At 64.0% G+C, this 20527-nt stretch carries 16 protein-coding genes; 14 read left to right on the top strand and 2 right to left on the bottom strand.

The features are described from left to right. Positions 1–59: 59 nt before the first annotated feature. The 3 genes from hexR (at position 60) to ACRWQA_RS21930 (ending at position 4755) form a co-directional block, all read left to right on the top strand. On the top strand, positions 60–923 hold the full coding sequence (gene hexR / locus ACRWQA_RS21940) for a transcriptional regulator HexR (RefSeq protein WP_263581823.1): 864 nt from the start codon (positions 60–62) through the stop codon (positions 921–923). Between the two features lie 390 nt (positions 924–1313). After that, on the top strand, positions 1314–3521 hold the full coding sequence (uvrD, locus tag ACRWQA_RS21935; RefSeq protein WP_263581822.1) for a DNA helicase II: 2208 nt from the start codon (positions 1314–1316) through the stop codon (positions 3519–3521). A gap of 145 nt (positions 3522–3666) precedes the next feature. Beyond that, positions 3667–4755 (top strand): TRAP transporter substrate-binding protein, encoded by a 1089-nt coding sequence (locus ACRWQA_RS21930; protein WP_263581821.1) that lies wholly within the window; start codon positions 3667–3669, stop codon positions 4753–4755. A gap of 66 nt (positions 4756–4821) precedes the next feature. Here the strand turns inward: ACRWQA_RS21930 and ACRWQA_RS21925 are convergent, their stop codons facing one another. Further along, entirely contained in the window at positions 4822–5229 is a 408-nt protein-coding gene (locus tag ACRWQA_RS21925; RefSeq protein WP_263581820.1) for an acyl-CoA thioesterase, read from the bottom strand. Between the two features lie 165 nt (positions 5230–5394). Between ACRWQA_RS21925 and ACRWQA_RS21920 the strand changes: the two genes are divergently transcribed. From ACRWQA_RS21920 to ACRWQA_RS21890, 7 genes are all read left to right on the top strand, one after another. Continuing rightward, positions 5395–6360 carry a phosphate ABC transporter substrate-binding protein gene (locus ACRWQA_RS21920; protein ID WP_263581819.1) on the top strand — a complete coding sequence of 322 codons (966 nt, stop codon included), beginning with the start codon at positions 5395–5397 and terminating at the stop codon, positions 6358–6360. 43 nt (positions 6361–6403) lie between these two features. Further along, positions 6404–7537, top strand: coding sequence for an ABC transporter permease subunit (locus tag ACRWQA_RS21915; protein WP_263581818.1), 1134 nt, complete (start codon positions 6404–6406; stop codon positions 7535–7537). 172 nt (positions 7538–7709) lie between these two features. After that, on the top strand, positions 7710–9101 hold the full coding sequence (gene pstA, locus ACRWQA_RS21910) for a phosphate ABC transporter permease PstA (RefSeq protein ID WP_434229024.1): 1392 nt from the start codon (positions 7710–7712) through the stop codon (positions 9099–9101). Between the two features lie 17 nt (positions 9102–9118). Then, a complete protein-coding gene (gene pstB, locus ACRWQA_RS21905) occupies positions 9119–9931 on the top strand; it encodes a phosphate ABC transporter ATP-binding protein PstB (RefSeq protein WP_263581817.1) in 813 nt (270 codons plus the stop codon). A 24-nt stretch (positions 9932–9955) separates the two neighbouring features. Continuing rightward, positions 9956–10684: a phosphate signaling complex protein PhoU gene (phoU, locus tag ACRWQA_RS21900; RefSeq protein WP_263581816.1), complete on the top strand. Its 729-nt coding sequence runs from the start codon at positions 9956–9958 to the stop codon at positions 10682–10684. An 18-nt stretch (positions 10685–10702) separates the two neighbouring features. Further along, positions 10703–11446, top strand: a complete 744-nt coding sequence (cysZ, locus tag ACRWQA_RS21895) for a sulfate transporter CysZ (RefSeq protein WP_434228968.1) — start codon at positions 10703–10705, stop codon at positions 11444–11446. Between the two features lie 333 nt (positions 11447–11779). Continuing rightward, a complete protein-coding gene (locus tag ACRWQA_RS21890) occupies positions 11780–12655 on the top strand; it encodes a type VI secretion system PAAR protein (protein ID WP_434228970.1) in 876 nt (291 codons plus the stop codon). Between the two features lie 657 nt (positions 12656–13312). On the opposite strand, the gene ACRWQA_RS21885 is transcribed toward ACRWQA_RS21890, so the two are convergent. Further along, the gene (locus ACRWQA_RS21885) at positions 13313–14821 is read right to left on the bottom strand and encodes an NCS1 family nucleobase:cation symporter-1 (RefSeq protein WP_263581814.1); all 1509 of its coding nucleotides are present in this window, start codon (positions 14819–14821) and stop codon (positions 13313–13315) included. A gap of 584 nt (positions 14822–15405) precedes the next feature. Between ACRWQA_RS21885 and ACRWQA_RS21880 the strand changes: the two genes are divergently transcribed. The 4 genes from ACRWQA_RS21880 (at position 15406) to preA (ending at position 20516) form a co-directional block, all read left to right on the top strand. Continuing rightward, positions 15406–16272, top strand: coding sequence for a nitrilase-related carbon-nitrogen hydrolase (locus ACRWQA_RS21880; RefSeq protein WP_434228972.1), 867 nt, complete (start codon positions 15406–15408; stop codon positions 16270–16272). Between the two features lie 26 nt (positions 16273–16298). Further along, a complete protein-coding gene (gene hydA, locus ACRWQA_RS21875) occupies positions 16299–17741 on the top strand; it encodes a dihydropyrimidinase (protein ID WP_434228974.1) in 1443 nt (480 codons plus the stop codon). A 70-nt stretch (positions 17742–17811) separates the two neighbouring features. After that, positions 17812–19191: an NAD(P)-dependent oxidoreductase gene (locus ACRWQA_RS21870; protein ID WP_434228976.1), complete on the top strand. Its 1380-nt coding sequence runs from the start codon at positions 17812–17814 to the stop codon at positions 19189–19191. Next, positions 19188–20516 carry an NAD-dependent dihydropyrimidine dehydrogenase subunit PreA gene (gene preA, locus ACRWQA_RS21865; protein ID WP_434228978.1) on the top strand — a complete coding sequence of 443 codons (1329 nt, stop codon included), beginning with the start codon at positions 19188–19190 and terminating at the stop codon, positions 20514–20516. Before ACRWQA_RS21870 ends, preA begins: the two co-directional genes overlap by 4 nt. Positions 20517–20527 lie beyond the last annotated feature (11 nt).

Genomic DNA, 20527 nt, shown 5'->3' with positions numbered 1-20527 from the left:
CCCAAGCGAGTCGGATCAGGCATACTGAGTCCCTGCGTTCGTCTACCAAGGAGTTCCGCGTGAGCCGCGCCCTGTTCGATGAAATGAGACGCCGCATGGAGCATTTCCGCCGCTCCGAGCAGAAAGTGGCGCGCTTCGTGCTGCGTAACCCCGATGAAGTCATCCACATGCGCATTGTCGACCTGGCCACCGAGGCCAAGGTGAGCGAACCGACCGTGGTGCGTTTCTGTCGGGCGCTGGGCTGCAACGGCTTCCAGGATTTCAAGCTCAAACTGGCGCAGATGCTGGCATCGGGTAGCCAGTTCGCTCAGTTCACAATGAACGACGACGACTCGGTCGCCGAGTTCTCGCAGAGCATCTTCGACTCTACCGTGGGCACACTGCTGTCGGTGCGCGATCGTCTCGACAACGATGCCATGAGTCGGGCGATCCAGTCCCTGGCCATGGCCAACCGGGTCGAGTTCTACGGCTTCGGCGCCTCCGGTGCGGTGGCTTTTGACGCCCAGCACAAGTTCTTCCGCCTGCAGATATCCACCGCCGCTTATGCCGACCCCCACATGCAGAACATGTCGGCGGTGACGCTCAAGGAGGGTGACGTGGTGGTGGCGATCTCCCAGACCGGCCGCACCCGCGCCCTGGTGGCCAGCGTGCGACTGGCCCGCGAGGCGGGTGCCACGGTGATCGGCCTGTGCCCCAGCGGCTCGCCATTGGCCGAAGAGGTGACCCTGCCGCTCTATATCGACGTGCACGAGGACACCGAGATCTATACACCGATGAGCTCGCGTATCGCCCACCTTGTATTGGTCGACGTGCTCGCCGTGGGCGTGGCCAAGACCCGCGGGCCGAGGCTCGCCGAGCAGCTCAAGGCGGTGAAGAAGAGCCTGACGCCGCTGAGGTTTCCGGAGCAGGAAGGGAAGCCCTAGCAGCCTGAACACGCGGCTTTTCCGGGGGCAGGTCAAGGCGGAGGCGCTGTGAACCCGTCCCTGGGCGCTACCTCCTTCATCCCTGAAGGATGACCTCCGCTTCGATCTGTCCCCGGCGCCGTTCGCCTCGAGAGCGGGGCGGGCGCGGTGCAAATGTAGCGACCTTGGCGAGGACGCTGACGTCAACGCAGCCGCGCGCGGAAATCGACAGGAATGTCGATTTAGCGTCGGCAAGAGGGACCTTGTTCCGACGCGACGCGCAGGCGGCCAGTGCCGCGTCAGGGTTTCTTCCGAGTGTGTCGCGAATCGTACCGCGCCTGCCAACTCCAGGCCTCATGGGGTTCAATATGCTAAGCTGGGCGATCAATTTTCCAGCGGCAGACCCCTTCCATGGATGACGTCACGGCGATTCTCGATCAGTTGAATCCGGCTCAGCGCGAGGCGGTGAGCGCGCCCCAGGGCAACATGCTGGTGCTGGCCGGTGCCGGCTCTGGCAAGACCCGGGTGCTGGTGCATCGCATCGCCTGGCTGATGCAGGCCGAGGGCTTGTCGCCCTATGCCGTGCTGGCCGTGACCTTCACCAACAAGGCCGCGCGCGAGATGCGCACGCGCCTCGAAGCGCTGCTGGGCCTGTCGCTGCGTAACGTCTGGGTCGGCACCTTCCACTCGATTTCCCACCGCCTGTTGCGCACCCACTGGCAGGATGCGCGGCTGCCGCAGCACTTCCAGATCATCGACTCCGACGACCAGCTGCGTCTGGTCAAGCGCCTGCTCAAGGAGCATCGGGTCGACGACGAGCGCTTCCCGCCGCGCCAGGTGCAGTACTTCATCTCCGGCTGCAAGGAGGAGGGGCTGCGCCCGCATCAGGTCGACGTACACGGCGACGCCTACATGGCCCAGATGGTCGAGCTCTACGAGCGCTATCAGCTCACCTGCGAGCGCGGCGGCCTGGTCGACTTCGGCGAACTGCTGCTGCGAAGCCTGGAACTGCTGCGCGACACCCCGGCGCTGCTGGCCCACTACCAGGAGCGCTTCGCCCACGTGCTGGTCGACGAGTTCCAGGATACCAATACCCTGCAGTACGCCTGGCTCAAGCTGCTCACCGGTATGAAGACGCCGATGACCGTGGTCGGCGACGACGACCAGTCGATCTACGGCTGGCGCGGGGCGCGGATCGAGAACATCCGCCGCTTCGAGCGGGAGTTCACCGAGACGAAGACGGTGCGGCTGGAGCAGAACTACCGCTCCACCAGCGCCATTCTCGATGCCGCCAATGCGTTGATCAGCCACAACGCCGAGCGCATGGGCAAGGAGCTGTGGACGGCCGGCGCCCGCGGCGAGCCGATCTCGGTATATGCCGGCTTCAACGACCTCGACGAAGCGCGTTTCATCGTCGATACCATCAAGGAGAAGGTCGACGAGGGCTATCGCCGTCGCGACGTGGCCATCCTCTACCGCTCCAACGCCCAGTCCCGGGTGCTCGAGGAGATCCTGATCCGCCAGGGTATGCCCTATCGCATCTATGGCGGCCAACGCTTCTACGAACGCCTGGAGATCAAGAACGCCCTGGCCTACCTGCGGCTGCTGCTCAACCGCGACGACGATGCTTCGCTCGAGCGCATCGTCAACGTGCCGCCCCGCGGCATCGGTACCCGCACCGTGGAGCAACTGCGCGAGCGCGCTCGGCTGGCCGAGGTGTCGCTGTGGCAGGCGCTGCACGACGGCCTCGCCGACGGTTCGCTGAAGGGGCGTGCCGGCGCGTCGCTGCAGGCCTTCGCCGATATGATCGAGCGGCTCGACAACGACACCGCTGGCATGGCACTGCACGAGATCATCGCGCATGTGAACGAGATATCGGGGCTCATCGAGCATCACCAGAACGAGAAGGGCGAGAAGGGCCAGGCCCGGGTCGAAAACCTGGAAGAGCTGATCAACGCCGCCCGGGCCTTTACCCAGGGCGAGTCCTTCGACCCGCCCGAAGCCGGGGAGGGGGGCGTGGCGCTCGAGGCCTTCCTGGCCGAGGCGGCACTCAACGCCGGCGATCACGAGGCCGACGAGTTCGAGGACAGCGTACAGCTGATGACGCTGCACTCGGCGAAAGGGCTGGAGTTTCCGGTGGTCTTCATCGCCGGAGTCGAGGAGGGGCTGTTCCCGCACAAGATGTCGCTGGAAGAGCCCGGACGCCTCGAGGAGGAGCGTCGCCTGTGCTACGTCGGCCTGACCCGGGCCATGCGCAAGCTCTATCTCACTTACGCCGAGATTCGCCGGCTGCACGGCAAGGAGACCTTCCAGCGGCCGTCGCGTTTCCTGCGCGAGATCCCCGCCGAGTACCTGGAGGAGGTGCGCCTGCGCGGCCAGATCTCGCGGCCGGTGACGGCCACGCGCCCGGCGGTGGGGCTATCGCGGCAGACCTCGGTAGACCCTGGCGGCGACTTGCCCAGCCTGAGCCTCGGCCAGCGGGTGCAGCATCCGGTCTTCGGCGAGGGGGTCATCCTCAATGCCGAGGGTGAGGGTGCGCGTGCCCGGGTGCAGGTCAGCTTCGAGGGGGAGGGCGACAAGTGGCTGGTGTTGGGATTCGCCAAGCTCACCCCTTTGTAGAGGTAAATCAGCGTATCCATGGGTACGTTGACGTCTACGTCAAAAGGCGCGCTTGCTGCCCAAATTGGCATTAAGCATACTCACAGGCGGACATATCGCGCTTGATTAGACGCGACTCAGAATAACCACAGGAGTCATGCTCGCCATGCAACGCCGCAAATTCCTCAAGACCGCCGGTCTCGGCGCCGCCGGTGTCGTCGCCGCGCCATTCGTTTCCACCGCCAAGGCGCAGGAAACCATCACCTGGGACATGGTCACTTCCTGGCCGACCAATTTCCCGGCGCTGGGCACCGGCGCCAACGAGTTTGCCCAGCGCATCGAACGGCTCTCCAACGGCCGCATGCGCATTCGCGTCCACGGTGCCGGCGAGCTGGTGCCGCCACTGGAAGTCTTCGATGCCGTTGCCGCAGGCACCGCCGAGATGGGCCACTCCGCGGCCTACTACTGGCGTGGCAAGGTTGCTGCCTCGCAGTTCTTTACTGCCGTGCCGTTCGGCATGAACACCACCGAAACCAACGCCTGGCTCTACCACGGCGGAGGTCAGGAGCTGTGGGACGAGGTCTACGGCAAGCACAACCTCAAGCCGTTCGCCGTCGGCAACACCGGCGCCCAGATGGCCGGCTGGTTCAAGAAGGAGATCAATTCGCTCGAGGACATGCAGGGGCTCAAGCTGCGCCTGCCGGGCCTGGCCGGCGAGGCCATGAACGGCATCGGCGTGACCACGGTGAACATGCCGGGCGGCGAGATCTTCACCTCGATGCAGACCGGGGTACTCGACGCCGCGGACTGGGTCGGCCCCTACAACGACATGGCCTTCGGTCTGCACCAGGTAGCCGATTACTACTACACCTCGGCCTGGAACGAGCCTTCTGCAGTACTCGAGGGCACCGTCAACCTGGATGCATGGAATGAACTACCCGACGATCTCAAGGCGGTGGTGACCGAGGCGGCCCGCGCCTCCAACCTGGCGATGATCAGCGAGTTCGCCTATCGCAACGCTCAGGCGCTCGCCACCCTGGTGGAGGAGCATGGCGTGCAGCTGCGCAGCTTCCCGGAGGATGTCATGCAGGCGCTCTACGAGTCCTCGCAGCGCGCCATCCAGGAACAGGTGGAGAGCGATCCCGATTCGGCCAAGGTCTACGAGTCCTACCAGGCCTTCCAGAAGCTGGTGCGCAACTTCAGCGACGTGGGCGAGTATCACTACCTCAAGACTCGCGAGAACGTCGGCGTCTGATCGTTCAGGCGACGAACTCGACAGGGGCGCCAGACGGCGCCCCTGTCGTTTTTGGGTGTACGGCCCTCAGCCGGCCTGGCGCACGGCGCGAATGCGTCCCTTGTCGTCGAGCGCCACCATCACGAAGCGAGCTTCGGTGACCTTGTGCAATTCGCTGGTCTCACGCTCGTGGGGATGGCGGATCCACACCTCCACGTCGATCTTGATCGAACTGTGGCCGATTTCGCGTACGGCGGTAAAGATGTTGACCATCGAGCCGACGCGCACCGGACACAGGAAGTCCATGGTCTCGATGGCGACGGTCGCGGTGCGGCCATGCGCTTCACGACCTGCCATCAGCTCGGCGGCCTGATCCATGTGGCGTACCAGCCAGCCACCGGGAATGTCGCCGTAGAGGTTGGTATCCTGCCGATTGGCCAGTAACTTGAGTGTCAGTTGTCCCTGGGGGGCGGGGACGTCGTCGAGGTCGGTCATGGAATGTCGTAAGCTCGGCTTGTTGTTGTGGGCGGTGATATTGCATCGCAGCGATCTCAGTGGCCATCTTATACGCCAAGATCGGTGCTCACCAGCGCTGCGACAAGACGCCATGGGCGATGCGTTCATTCCATCGCAACCTTAGACAGCCACAAGGAGACCGGCATGATTCCCTTCGGCAAGACGCATGGCTGGCGCGGACTATGCCACGTCTGCCTCGCTGTGCTGCTGTCACTACCGGTGTCGGTGGCCCAGGCGAGCGAGCCGTCCGTCGGCACCCTGGGGGTGGTGGGCTCCGACACCATGGCGGGGCTGATGTTGCGCTGGGGCGAGCAACTTGGCGAGCGCCACCCGGGTATTCGCGTGCAGCTTCAGGCCAGCGGATCGGCCAGCGCCCCCCCGGCCCTGGCGGCCGGCACCACCCGGCTCGGCCCCATGTCGCGCCCGATGGACGAGGAGGAGCGCCAGGCCTTCATCCAGCGCCACGGCTATGCGCCGGTGGAAGTGGAGGTGGCCCGGGATGCGCTGGCGGTCATCGTCCACCGTCACCATGCACTGGAGTCGCTGCGGCTGGCCGAGGTCGATGCCATCTTCTCGCGCACCCGACGCTGCGGTGGTGAGCGCGACATCTCCCGCTGGGAGCAGCTTTCCATCGATGGCCGGGCCGGACGAATCGAACTGCACGGGCGTAACCCGGCATCGGGCAGCTATGGCCTGTTTCGACAGCGTGCTCTGTGCGGGGGTGAATACCGCCAACGTCTCAATGAACATCCCGGATCGGCCGCCGTGGTAGCGGCAGTGACCGAGAGTCGCGAGGCGATCGGCTATGTTGGCCTCAACCATCTGACACCCGGGGTGAAGCCCTTGGCCCTGGAAGATGCCGAGGGCACGCTGCGACTCCCCGACGCCGAGCAGGTTCGCCGCGGCGACTATCCGCTGAGCCGGGCGCTCTACCTCTATGCCAACCTGCCGCCCGGAGAGGCGCTTTCGGGGCCGGAGCGGGCGTTGCTGGAGCTCATTCTCTCGCCGGAGGGCCAGCAGACGGTGTCGGAGCTGGGCTTCGTGGCGCTGTCTGATGCGGCATTGGCGTTCCAGCGTGAGCGGCTGGGGCTGGACACCTTGCTGCCGTGACGCTGTCATCCAACTGTCATCAAGCCGTTATAGGCTGCCGATCATGATAGAACCCTCTCCCGCTCTCTCCACCTCACGGCCCCTGTGGCGCCGTCAGCGCGATCGGCTGGCTACCGTCCTGATCACGGCCGGAGGCATCGGGGTGATCGTGGCAGTGCTGGCCATCGGTGTGTTCCTGGTGATGGAGGTCATGCCGGCACTGCTGGGGGGTGCCCTCGATTCGGCGCGCATCCGCATGACGCTGACGCCCATGGCCTGGGGTACGCTGAAGGCGGCCTTCTGGGCGATGGCCTTCGCCGTTCCCCTGGCACTGGCTGCGGCGGTTCATTCGGCGCTGTTCATGTCGCAGCGGCTGCGCAGCCGCATGAAACCTACCCTGGAGATGATGGAGGCGCTCCCCGGGGTGGTGATCGGTTTCGTCGCCGGCCTGGTTCTGGCCCCCTGGGTGGAGCGTCACCTGACGGGTTCGCTGGCGCTATTGCTGGTGTTGCCGCTGAGCGTGCTGCTGGCTGCCGCGGTGTGGCGGCGTCTGCCTTCGGCAGGGCGCCGACGGCTGTCGCTGGCCCGGGCCGGGCTGTGGCTGGTGCCTTGGTTGGCGCTACTGGCATCGTTCACCCTGGTGCTCTCGCCCTGGGTCGAGTCGCTGCTGTTCGGCGGCGATCTGCGCGGCTGGCTGGATGCCGAGCTGGGGCTCGACTACGCCACGCGCAACGCCATGATCGTGGGTCTGGCGATGGGGTTCGCCGTGATGCCGAGCGTCTACGCTCTGGCCGAAGATGCGCTCTCAGGCGTGCCGGGTCGGCTCGGCGAGGGAGCGCACGCGCTGGGTGCGACGCGCTGGCAGACCCTGTGGCGGGTGGTGCTGCCGGCAGCATCGCCGGGTATCTTCGCCGCGGTGATGATCGGCACCGGCCGCGCCGTGGGCGAGACCATGATCGTGCTGATGGCCAGTGGCAACACCGCCTTGATGAGCCTCAGCCCCTTCGAGGGTATGCGGACCATGGCAGCGGGCATCGCCGTCGAGCTGCCCGAGGCGGTGCCCGGCAGCGAGGCCTACCTGCTGCTGCTGCTGGCGGCGCTGCTGCTGTTCCTGTTCACCTTTCTGGTCAATACCCTGGCCGAGGTGGTGAGGGGCCGATTGCGGCGTCGCTACCGCTGGCTCGGTGGTTCGGCATGAGGGCGCCCGCGTGAGGCTCGGCAAGCGTCGCCTGCCACGTTCGGAAGGTCCCTGGGCCTGGCTCGCCGCCGGTAGCGTGGCGCTATCGCTGTTGATGTTGGGTGGGCTGCTGCTGTTCATCGCCGTGCGCGGACTGGCTCACTTCTGGCCGGCAGCGGTGGTGCAGATCGAAATGGAGGATGGCCGGGTACTGGCTGGCCGCGCGGTGCGCGAGCTGCCGCTGGAGCAAGGGCAAGGGCGCGAACGGCTCTATTTCACCGGTAACCGGGATCTCGACGGCCATGTCTGGCATTGGTTGTCGGTAAACGGTATTGCCGCGACCGAGCGGCCTGAGGAGCTGACGGTACTGGAGCGCCGACGCCACGGTCAGTTCATCGGCCGACTGGTCGCCGTGGGAGACGTCGGAGCGACACCAGGCCATGAGCCCCAACAGGCCGTCTGGGCCAGACTCCAGGCCAGCCTGGCGGCGCTGGAGCGGCTGCGCGTCGAGCGCGAACGGTTGCGTCAGGAAGTGCTCAGGCCGTTGATCCGCCAGCTCGACGCCGACCCGGGTGATATCGACGCCCAACGGGCGCTGGCCGAGGCCAACGCCCGAGTGCACGAGCTACAGGAGGCGATGCGCGGAGAAGTGGTGTTGCTGGAGAGCGCTGACGGGCGGCGCTTGCGCCAGCCCCTCGACGAGGTACTGCGCGCCTGGCAGCCCAACGCCATGTCGCTGCCGCAGAAGCTGGCCGCCTGGGCAGGCGGCGTATGGCGCTTCCTGGCCGAGGGCCCGCGTGACGGCAACGCGGCCGGCGGCGTATGGCCGGCAATCTTCGGTACCGTGCTGATGGTGATGTTGATGTCATTGTTGGTCACGCCCTTCGGGGTGCTGGCGGCGGTCTACCTCAACGAGGTGGCGCATCAGGGCAGGATGACGAATCTGGTACGCATTGCCGTGCGCAACCTGGCGGGGGTGCCGTCGATCGTTTATGGCGTGTTCGGCCTCGGGGTGTTCGTCTACGGTATCGGCGGCTCACTGGACGAGTGGTTCTTCAGCGATGCTCTGCCTTCTCCCACTTTCGGCACCGGGGGGCTGCTGTGGGCATCTCTGACGCTGGCGCTGCTGACGCTGCCGGTGGTGATCGTGGCCACCGAGGAGGGCCTGGCGCGGATCCCCGTCGAGCAGCGCGAAGGTGCCCTGGCGCTGGGTGCCACCCGATTCGAGACATTGGCTCGGGTGGTGCTGCCGATGGCGGTGCCGGCCATGCTGACGGGGGTGATCCTGGCGGTGGCCCGGGCCGCCGGCGAGGTGGCGCCGCTGCTGCTGGTCGGCGTGGCCAAGCTGGCGCCCCAGGTGCCGGTGGATGGCGTGTTCCCTTTCCTCCATCTTGAGCGCAAGTTCATGCATCTGGGCTATCACATCTACGATACGGCGTTTCACGGCAGCGACGTGCAGGCAGCCATGCCGCTGGTATACGCCACGGCGCTGCTCCTGGTGCTGGTCATCGTGGTGCTTAATCTGACTGCCATCTTTCTGCGGCACTATTTTCGCGTGCGTCACGGTGTGCAGCCGCGTCCCTGAGGAGGTAACACCCACCGATGACCTTGCCGTCCCGCTTCCAACCCGCCCCGGGTTCGATCATCGATTTCCCCCCCGAGGCCAGCTGTTTCCAGATCGAGGGTCTGGGCCTGGCCTATGGCGGCAAGCCTGCGCTGCGGGGGGTCTCGCTGCGGGTGCCTCGGCACCGGGTCACGGCCTTCATCGGCCCGTCGGGGTGTGGCAAGTCGACCCTGCTGCGTGCGCTCAACCGCCTGCACGACCTCAACGAGGAGGTAAGCCACGAGGGCAGGATTCTGCTCGAAGGCGAGGACATCCATGCGCCAGAGGTGGCCGTGGACGAACTGCGTCGACGCGTCGGCATGGTGTTCCAGGTGCCCAACCCGTTCCCCATGTCGATCTACGAGAACGTGGCCTTCGGCCTGCGTCTGCAAGGCGGGCTGACGCGACGGCGCATGGACGATATCGTCGAGTGGGCGCTGCATGCCGCGGCGCTGTGGGACGAGGTGAAGGATCGCCTGCGCGCCTCGGCCTGGTCGCTCTCCGGCGGCCAGCAGCAGCGCCTGGTGATTGCCCGCTCGTTGGCGGTGCGCCCCGAGGTGCTGCTGCTCGATGAGCCGGCTTCGGCGCTGGACCCGATCTCGACGCTGAAGATCGAGGAGCTGATTCGCAGCCTGAAGTCGCAGCTGACGCTGATACTCGTGACCCACAACATGCAGCAGGCGGCGCGGGTCTCCGACTACACCGCCTTCCTGCAGGACGGCGAACTGGTGGAGTACGCCCCCACCGACACCCTGTTCACCAACCCCAGCCTGCGTCGTACCGAAAACTACATCACCGGCCGCATGGCCTGACCGAGGCCGCCCGAGGAGCGAACGATGGACATTACCAGCGATACCCACAGCCAGCACATCTCCCGTCAGTTCAACCAGGAGCTGGAAGCGCTCAAGACCCACCTGATGACCATGGGTGGGCTGGTCGAGCAGCAGGTCCAGGAGGCGATCCAGGCACTGCTCGAGGGCGACAGTCGCCTGGCCGAGAAGGTGCGCGACCGAGATCGCGACGTCAACGCCATGCAGCTCAAGATCGACGACGAGTGCACTCGCGTGCTGGCGCGGCGCCAGCCAGCGGCCTCCGACCTGCGCCTGGTGCTGGCGGTGATTCGTGCCACCGCCGACCTGGAGCGGATCGGCGACGAGGCGAGCAAGATCGCACGCAACGCCCTGACCCTGATCGACGGCGGCAACAATGTGCGCGGCCTGGTCGAAGTACGCCATATCAGCGAGCACGTGCGGCGCATGCTGCGCGATGCGCTGACCGCCTTCGCCCGCTTCGACACCGAGCTGGCCCTGCAGGTGGTGCACGAGGACGAATCGGTGGACGACGAGTACGGCAGCGCCATGCGCTCGCTGATGACCTTCATGATGGAGGACAGTCGAGCCATCGGCCCGGTGCTCAACGTGATGTGGATCTTGCGCGCACTGGAGCGGGTCGGCGATCATGCCGACAATCTCGCCGAATACGTCATCTACCTGGTCAAGGGGCTCGACATCCGTCACATGGACCCGGCCCAGATCGACGAGGACGCCCTGACGCGCAAGGAATAACCCACGCAGAGGACCCCGATGCTGAACGCCTTGACGGCACTCAACCGCGGCACGCGGCTGGTCTACGGCCGCGGCCTGCGCCGCTACGTCTACGCCCCGATCGCCGTCAACCTGGCGGTCTATTCGACCATGCTCTACTACGTGGTCAGCCACTTCGGCGGCTGGTTGGATAGCTGGATGGCCATGGTGCCGGCCTGGCTCGGCTGGCTGGAGTGGCTGATCTGGCCGCTGTTCGTGGCGAGCCTGGTGCTGATCGTGTTCTTCACCTTCACCCTGGTGACCCACCTGATTGCCGCGCCCTTCTACGGCTTCCTGGCGGCCAAGGTGGAGGTGCAGGCCACCGGCCGGCCGCCGCTGGACGACCGCGGCCTGGCCCGCACCGCGGTGGATGCGATGGGGCGCGAACTGGTCAAGCTCGGCTACATCCTGCCGCGGGCGCTGGCGCTGTTCGTCATCAGTTGGATACCCGCGCTCAATGTCGTCGCCCCCTTCCTGTGGGCACTGTTCTCGGCCTGGATCATGGCGATCACCTACCTCGACTACCCCATGGACAACAACAAGGTTAGCTTCGCCGATATGCGCCGTCGGCTCTCCTCGCACGCCTGGCAGACCCTCACCTTCGGCGGCTGGGTGACGTTGATCACCTGGATCCCGCTGGCCAACCTGTTCCTGCTGCCCGGCGCCGTTGCCGGCGCCGTGCTGATGTGGGACCGCCACTATCGCGGCGAGCGTGACGACTCCCTGCCGCGCACGCTTCTTTAGGAAACGGTTGGTTTTCATCAGGCAATTATTTGCCCAGCAGGCAATTTCTTGCCTGGCTTGGGCAATATCTTACCCAATTAAAGTTAATTTTAAGGATCAGTAAAATTATATTTCACTGATTCAAGGTCAATTTCTAGGAATTTGGCGCATTACTTGCCTTCGTTGGTCTATCCATCGGGATATTCGTTAATCCCGTAAGGAGCAGCTCAATACTGCTTCATGTTTACCAAATCGAAGGCCAGACTCAGGGCAACCTTATCGACGGCGCCACTCCCGATTCGAGGCGCCTGCAGGATCGGCCCTAGTCCCGGCCGTCACTTAAGAGGACGATGGATGGGACGCAAACTCGTACTCGTAGGCGACATTGGCACCGACCATGACGGTTTCCCGCCGACACCGGTCACGGCCGGCAGCCCGACCGTGCTGATCGACGGTAAGCCGGTGGCGAGATTGGGCGACCCTCTGGCGCCACACGACAAGCCCAAGCATCCCTCTCATCCGCGTGTCATTGCCGAAGGCTCGGGTACCATTCTGATCGACGGCAAACCGGCGGCACTCACCGGTCACGCAGTGAGCTGTGGTGGCGTGGTGATAGGTGGGGCCAGCGCAGTAGGCGGTGAGTCGGGGGCTGATTCGTACTTTTTCTCGGCGACAGCACGGGTCTCTACCGCTGCACAAGCTTCTGTTTCTCCGTCCGCTGAAACGCAGCCAGCAGGCCTTGCCATGAGCGGGGCCGGAAAGCAGTGGTTGAAGGATGTCGAGCAGCTTCATTTAGTGCCTTATGATGATCAGACCGGGCGTGAGATTACTTCGTGGGTAGAAGGGGCAACGATTGGATATGGCCATCTTATTTACGAGCCTGAGTGGCCCTTATATCAAGAGGGGATAGATCACGAGCAGGCCGAGCGCCTCTTCGAAGAAGATCTGGCTCCTTTCGTGCAGGCAGTGAATCGAGCAATTGAGACACCATTGATGCAGCACCAATTCGATGCTGCCGTCATGCTGGCGTACAATATTGGTGTAGGTGCATTCACATCGTCATCGGCAGTCAAATTGATCAATGATCCTGAGGCGGTAACACCATATCCCACTCTCGAAGAAGCCTGGAAAGCTTGGAATAAATCCCAGGGCGTGCTCAATCGTGGCCTGATAAATCGCCGTGCTGCCGAGTGGGAAATGTACACAAAAGGAGTTTACGAAAGATGGTGAGGCGATGCCTTTTGTTTGTTCTATCAGGATATTTATTCGCTTCCTCGGCGGCAGCCTTCGCAGGCTGTTCTTGCCCAAGCTGGCGGGAAGTGAGTGGCGAATACAATACCGTTGAGGTCATCCCTTATCGGGGAGGTCAGACTCCCCGTGCCGAGGCCATGGCGAAAATAGAAGCGAGGATCTTGGTATCCGAAAGCCAGTTCGCTCTTTGGAATGATGAGCGCTATAGCGAGCCTGTCTATGAGGTGAACTGCTATCCCACCTCGCAGGAAGAGGGGGAGGTTCAAGCGCCAACAGAAAGAAGGGGGGATTTTTATGGGTTTGGCATCGATAGAGACGCTATCAAAGTACTTGGTGTCACACCCTCAAGGGAAGAGGGGCCTAGCTATCACTTCGAGGTAGTGGGTGACGAGCTGTGGTTCTTTTTCGATGGTTGGTTCTATAGGGCGAAGCGTATCTCGAGTAAATAAAACTTGAGCTGCCAAGGATGAATCGGTCTCTCCTCAGCGGGGTATGGCCTCAGCGCCGCCAGGCGGGGAACACGCAGCGGAACGGGGCGCCGTTGCCGGCGCCGTGCTGATGTGGGACCGCCACTATCGCGGCGAGCGTGACATCGCCGCGATTTGAGGGGCTGCTAGCCGAGCGTTCTCATGCGCCTCACAGGTGACGCTCCATATCGATGGCGGTCACAGGTACGGCCCGACCGGCGGGAGTCAGCATCAGGCTGGTGACGTAGTAGAGTACGGCACCCAGCAGCGAGCCGGTGAACCAGCCATAGTCGTAGAACCAGTTCATGGTGCCGGTGGCCAGTGACAGCAGGGTCAGCGAGACGGGAACGCCGAAGGCGATGAAGCCGGCCAGGTTGAAGGCGGGATAGGCCCGGCCGTCCTGGTAGAGGCTCGGCACGTCGAGTCGCTGGCGCTTGATCAGGAAATAATCCACCGCCATGACACCCGCGATGGGGCCCAACAGGCTGGAATAGCCGAGCAGCCAGTTCGAGTACATCTGCTCTAGCGAGACGCCGGCGCCGATCACTCCCGCCTTTTGCAGCAGGTCGTAGCCCATCAGAAGCACGCCCACAAGGCCGGTGATCAGCACGCCGCGCGTATGGTCGACCAGCTTGGGGGCCACGTTCTGGAAATCGTTGGTGGGGGAGACGATGTTGGCTGCCGTGTTGGTCGAGATCGTAGCCACGATGATCAGCACCATCGCGATGCCGACCCAGAATGGATTGTCGATCATGCCGATGAGGTTGACCGGGTCAGCTATGGTTCGACCGACCAGAGACTCCGAGGCGGCCGTCATCACCACGCCGAGGGCGGCGAAGAAGAACATGGTCAGGGGCAGCCCCAGCACCTGACCCACGATCTGATCCTTCTGGCTTCTGGCGAAACGACTGAAGTCGGGAATGTTGAGCGACAGCGTGGCCCAGAAGCCCACCATGGCCGTCAGGCCGGCAAGAAAGTAGCCGACGACCGAAGCGCCTTCCGGACGCGAGGGAGGCTGTGCCAGCAGCTCGGTCATCGACATGTGCGGCCAGGCCCAGAACATCAGCCCGATGCCAACCGCCAGCAGCAGGGGAGCGGCCAGTGTCTCCAGCCACTTGATCGATTCCGCCCCGCGGATCACCACGTAGAGGTTCATTGCGCCGAAGACGAAGAAGCCGATGACCTCGCCCACGCCCCCCAGCGCTTGCCAGGGTGGGAAGAGCGCAGCGAGCAGCAGATGGATGGCCAGGCCGCCGAACATGGTCTGGATGCCGAACCAGCCGCAGCCGACCAGGGCGCGAATCAGGCAGGGTACGTTGGAGCCGAGGATGCCGAACGAAGAGCGCAGTACCACCGGGAAGGGGATGCCGAACTTGGTCCCGGGAAAGGCGTTCAGCGTCAGCGGAATCAGCACGATCACGTTGGCAAGCAGTATCGCCAACAGCGCCTCGCCCACGCTGAGCCCGAAATAGGCGGTCAGAACGCCGCCCAGGGTATAGGTGGGCACGCAGATCGACATCCCGACCCAGAGCGCGGCGATGTTCCATTTCGACCAGGTCCTTTCGCTGGCCTTGGTGGGTGCGATGTCGTCATTGAACCGTGGACTGCTGCGTAAGTCGTCGCCTACCTCGAGTTCGATCAGGCCCTTCCTGTCCAACATCCTCGATGACTGGGTCATTGTTGTTCTCCGTCACTCGGTGCATGAGCTCATTGTTGTGTTGGTCTTGCTGGCAAGTAGCAATAACTGTGCCCATTGCCATTCGGTTGGCTGGCTCCCACGCCGAATTGTCCAGCTTGAGGCTTTCTTCGAGTGTTAAGTTTATGTTTTTGAAAGCTGACTCCATAGACAGCAATATATAGAGCGAGGCGGACAAAGAATTCTGAGGAATCATCGACTCCCGTGGAAGCGCCACATGACAGACTAGACACTTTCCAATTTGGTTCAAGATTCCTTAACAGGCTAATTTTAATCACTGTGTTAAAATTATAACATATTGATATTAAAACCAAATATAGAAGTCTGCATGGATTCAGAGTTGGTGCATGCCTCCCCCACTTTGGTGTAAACGACTGATGACGCGATAAATTTGCCTTGTTCTACAAGCGTTTGAGCCGGGCCGTGATGAATTCAACGTTTGCGCCTTGCTATCCCGTGTTAGAGCAACTAATTTCAAAAAGCTGTCTATTGAGTCAGCTTTTTGAAATTGCCCGTGCCCGCGTGGAAGGCGCAGGATGAAAACAATCACAATGAGATCGAACTCCATGCAGAAGATGACGATCGGCCTGATTCAGATGGGCCTCAAGACCAGTACCGATCTGGAACCCTCGGCGATCCGCGATGCCATGAACGAAGCACACCTGCCGCTGATCGAGCAGGCCGCCCAGGCCGGCGTGCAGGTACTCTGCTTTCAGGAAGTGTTCAACCAGCCCTATTTCTGTCCCAGCCAGGACCCGAAGTGGTATGCAGCCGCCGAACGGGTACCGGACGGCCCCACCTGCCGGATGATGCAGAAACTGGCTGCCGAGCATCGCATGGTGATGGTCGTACCGATCTATGAGGAGACCGTGACCGGCATCTACTACAACACCGCTGCCGTGTTCGATGCCGATGGCAGCTACCTGGGCAAGTATCACAAGACCCACATTCCCCAAGTTGCCGGCTTCTGGGAGAAGTACTTCTTCAAGCCGGGCAAGTCGGACTGGCCGGTTTTCGATACCGCCTACGGCAAGATCGGCGTCTACATCTGCTACGACCGTCATTTCCCCGAGGGCTGGCGGGCACTGGCGCTCAACGGTGCCGAAGTGATCTTCAATCCCTCGGCTACCGTGGCCGGGCTCTCCCAGTACCTCTGGGAGCTCGAGCAGCCCGCTTCCGCCGCCGCCAACGGCTGCTTCATCGCCGCCATCAACCGGGTCGGCACCGAGGCGCCGTGGAACATCGGCGAATTCTACGGCAGTTCCTACATCGTCAATCCGCGCGGGCAGATCGAGGCCCAGGCAAGCGACAAGGCGGACGAACTGCTGGTCCATGAGATCGATCTCGCGATGGTGCGTGAGATACGCAACAACTGGCAGTTCTTCCGCGACCGTCGCCCGGAGGCCTATGGGCGTCTCACCGACGGCGAATGAAGACAACAACGAAGGAGAAACGCGACATGAGCCTCTTGATTCGTGGCGGAACCGTGGTCACCCATAGCGATAGCTACCGGGCCGATATCCTGTGTGCCGACGGCAAGATCCAGGCCATCGGCCTTGGGCTCGACGCTCCCGCCGGCGGTGAGGTGATCGACGCCGACGGCATGTATGTCATGCCGGGCGGCATCGATCCGCACACGCACATGCAGTTGCCCTTCATGGGCACCGTCGCCAGCGAGGACTTCTACACCGGCACGGCCGCGGCGCTGGCCGGCGGTACCACCTCGATCATCGATTTCGTGATCCCCAACCCCGGTCAGTCGCTGATGGAGGCGTTCGGCACCTGGCGCGGCTGGGCCGAGAAGGCTGCCGCCGACTACGCCTTCCACGTCGCCATCACCTGGTGGGACGACAGCGTGAGCGAGGAGATGGGCACCCTGGTGCGTGAGCACGGTGTAAACAGCTTCAAGCATTTCATGGCGTACAAGGGCGCCATCATGGCTACCGACGATATCCTGGTGCAGAGCTTTTCGCGCTGCCTGGAGCTTGGCGCGATACCCACGGTGCACGCCGAGAACGGCGAACTGGTCTACCACATGCAGCAGAAGCTGCTGGCCGAGGGGATGACCGGGCCCGAGGCGCACCCGCTGTCGCGGCCGCCACAGGTCGAGGGCGAGGCGGCGAGCCGCGCCATTCGCATCGCCAGTACGCTCGGGGCACCTATCTACCTGGTGCATGTCTCGACCCGCGATGCCGTCGACGAGATCGCCTACGCCCGGCAGCAGGGCCATCCGGTCTATGGCGAATGTCTGACCGGCCACCTGGTGCTCGACGACAGCGTCTACCAGGACACCGACTGGGGGCGCGCCGCGGCCCACGTGATGAGCCCGCCGTTCCGTCCCAAGGGGCATCAGGAGGCGCTATGGCATGGCCTGCAGTCGGGCAATCTGCAGACCACCGCCACCGATCACTGCTGCTTCTGCGCCGAACAGAAGGCCGCCGGGAAGGACGACTTCACCAAGATTCCCAACGGTACCGCTGGCGTCGAGGACCGTATGGCGGTGCTGTGGGAGGAAGGGGTCAACAGCGGCAAGCTGTCGATGCACGACTTCGTGGCGCTGACCTCTACCAACACTGCCCGTATCTTCAACCTCTACCCGCGCAAGGGCTCGATACAGGTCGGTGCCGATGCCGACCTGGTGGTGTGGGATCCCAGCGGCACTCGCACCATCTCGGCTGAGACCCATCACCAGAACGTCGACTTCAATATCTTCGAGGGCAAGACAGTGCGCGGCATACCCCGTCACACCGTGAGCCAGGGCAAGTGGGTATGGCGCGACGGGGAGCTGCGCGCCGAACGCGGTGCCGGCCGTTACCTGGAGCGCCCGGCCTACCCCGGTGTCTTCGACCTGCTCAAGCGTCGCGCCGAACTCCACGCACCGCAGGCGGTAAAGCGCGACTAAGGACTAAGGACGCCGTGACCGGCGGCGCTCAGTCCGGTGACATACAGCCAAGAACAACGAGGTAACGACCGTGACCCACTCCTTGAATCACCTGCCCCGGGTCGGTGAAGACCCGGCCTATGACGCGACCCGGCTCGCCAAGGGCTTCAGTGACCTGCATTCGCCGCTCAGCGAACGCCAGGCGCAGATCGAGAGCCAACGCTGTCTGTACTGCTTCGATGCCCCCTGCATCGAGGCCTGTCCGTCGGACATCGACATCCCGCGCTTCATCCGCCAGATCGGCGAGGGCAACATCAACGGTGCCGCTCACACCATCCTCGAGCAGAACATCCTGGGCGGCAGCTGTGCGCGGGTCTGCCCCACCGAGATCCTCTGCGAGCAGAGCTGCGTGCGCAATCACCACGAAGAGTGCCAGCCGGTGCTGATCGGGCTGCTGCAGCGCTATGCCACTGATCATATGCGCTTCGACGGGCATCCGTTCCGGCGTGCCGCCGACAGCGGCCGCCATGTGGCGGTGGTCGGCGCCGGCCCGGCGGGGCTCTCCTGTGCCCATCGCCTGGCGATGCTCGGGCACCGGGTGACGATCTTCGAGGCCGAGGCGAAGCCCGGCGGGCTCAATGAGTACGGCATCGCCCGCTACAAGATGACCGACGATTTCGCCCGCCGCGAGGTCGAGTTCCTGCTCGGCATCGGTGGCATCGAGATTCGCCATGGCCAGCGGCTGGGGCGCGAGCTGGAGCTTGCGCAGCTGCGAGACGACTTCGATGCGGTCTTCCTCGGCCTGGGGCTCGGCGCCAGCCGCGAGCTGGGCCTGACCGGCGAATCGGCCCCGGGGCTGATGCCTGCCGTCGACTATATTCGCGAGTTGCGTCAGGCCGGCGATCTGGCCGAGCTGCCATTGGCGCGTCGTTGCGTCGTGATCGGCGCCGGCAATACCGCCATCGACATGGCGACCCAGATGGCCCGGCTGGGTGCCGAGGAGGTCACGCTGGTCTATCGGCGGGGCGCCGAGGCGATGTCGGCCACCGGCCACGAGCAGGAGATCGCCAAGGCCAACGGCGTGCGCATGCTGACCTGGGCCAGGCCCTTGGAGGTATTGCTCGATGGCGATGGACGGGTAGCCGGCATGCGCTTCGAGAAGACGCGCGACCAGGCCGGTCGCCTGATGGGCAGCGGTGAAACCTTCGATATCGCTGCCGATGCCATCTTCAAGGCCATCGGCCAGGGCTTCGACGACGCCAGCCTCGGCGACCCGCTGGCGGCGGGCCTGGCTCGCGACGGCGAGCGAATCCAGGTCGGCGACGACTTCCAGACCTCCCTCCCCGGCGTCTATGCCGGTGGCGACTGCATCGCCCCGGGGCAGGATCTCACCGTACAGGCGGTGCAGCACGGCAAGCTTGCCGCACGCGCCATCCACCAGGCCCTGATGATCCAGCAGGAGGCCGCATGAGCGCATTCACCAATGAGTCGAGCCGCGAGCTCGTCAATGGGGTCGACCTCTCCGTCGACTTCGCCGGCATCCGGGCGCCGAATCCCTTCTGGCTGGCGTCTGCCCCGCCTACCGACAAGGCCTACAACGTCGTGCGCGCCTATGAGGCGGGCTGGGGCGGCGTGGTGTGGAAGACCCTCGGTGAGGATCCGCCCGCGGTCAACGTCTCGTCACGCTACTCGGCCCATTTCGGCAAGAACCGCGAGGTGCTCGGCTTCAACAACATCGAGCTGATCACCGACCGCTCGCTTGCCATCAATCTGCGTGAGATCACCGAGGTCAAGAAGGCCTGGCCCGACCGCGCGCTGATCGTGTCGCTCATGGTGCCCTGCGAGGAGGCCGCGTGGCGGCACATCCTGCCGCTAGTCGAGGCCACCGGTGCCGACGGCATCGAGCTCAACCTGGGCTGCCCCCACGGCATGCCGGAGCGCGGCATGGGCGCCGCCGTGGGCCAGAACCCGGACCTGATCGAGAAGGTCACGCGTTGGTGCAAGCAGTACTACTCCAGGCCGGTGATCGTGAAGTTGACTCCCAATATCACCGACATTCGTGCCCCCGCCCAGGCCGCCCTGCGTGGTGGCGCCGATGCGGTATCGTTGATCAACACCATCAACTCCATCACCAGCCTCGACCTGGATGCCATGGTGGCCCGCCCCACCGTCGGTAGCCAGAGCACCCACGGTGGCTACTGCGGCAGCGCAGTCAAGCCCATCGCCATGAACATGGTCGCCGAGATCGCCCGCGACGCGCCCACTCGCAGCCTGCCGATTTCCGGCATCGGGGGGGTGTCCAACTGGCGTGACGCGGCGGAGTTCATCGCGCTGGGTGCCGGCAGCGTGCAGGTGTGCACCGCCGCCATGCTGCATGGCTTTCGCATCGTCGAGGAGATGAAGGACGGCCTGTCGCGCTGGATGGCCGAGAAGGGCTACGACTCGATCGAGGCGTTCTCCGGCCGGGCGGTGGGCAACACTACCGACTGGAAGCACCTCGACATGAACTTCAAGACCATCGCGCATATCGACCAGGACAAGTGCATCCAGTGCGGGCGTTGTTATATCGCCTGTGAGGACACATCGCACCAGTCGATCGCCAAGCTGGTCGATGTCGGCGGTGCGCGGCGCTACGAAGTGATCGAGGAAGAGTGCGTGGGCTGCAACCTGTGCCAGATCACCTGTCCGGTGCAGGACTGCATCAGCATGCTGCCGCAGCAAACGGGCAAGCCCTACATGAGCTGGGAGGAGGATCCGCGCAACCCGTTCCGCAAAAGAGCCGCCAGTGCCTTGTAGCGTCGTCGGCG

It is taken from the genome of Billgrantia sp. C5P2 (genome assembly GCF_051062895.2).
The sequence above is the reverse complement of the archived record's forward strand: the minus strand, read 5'-3'. Positions and strand labels throughout refer to the sequence as shown.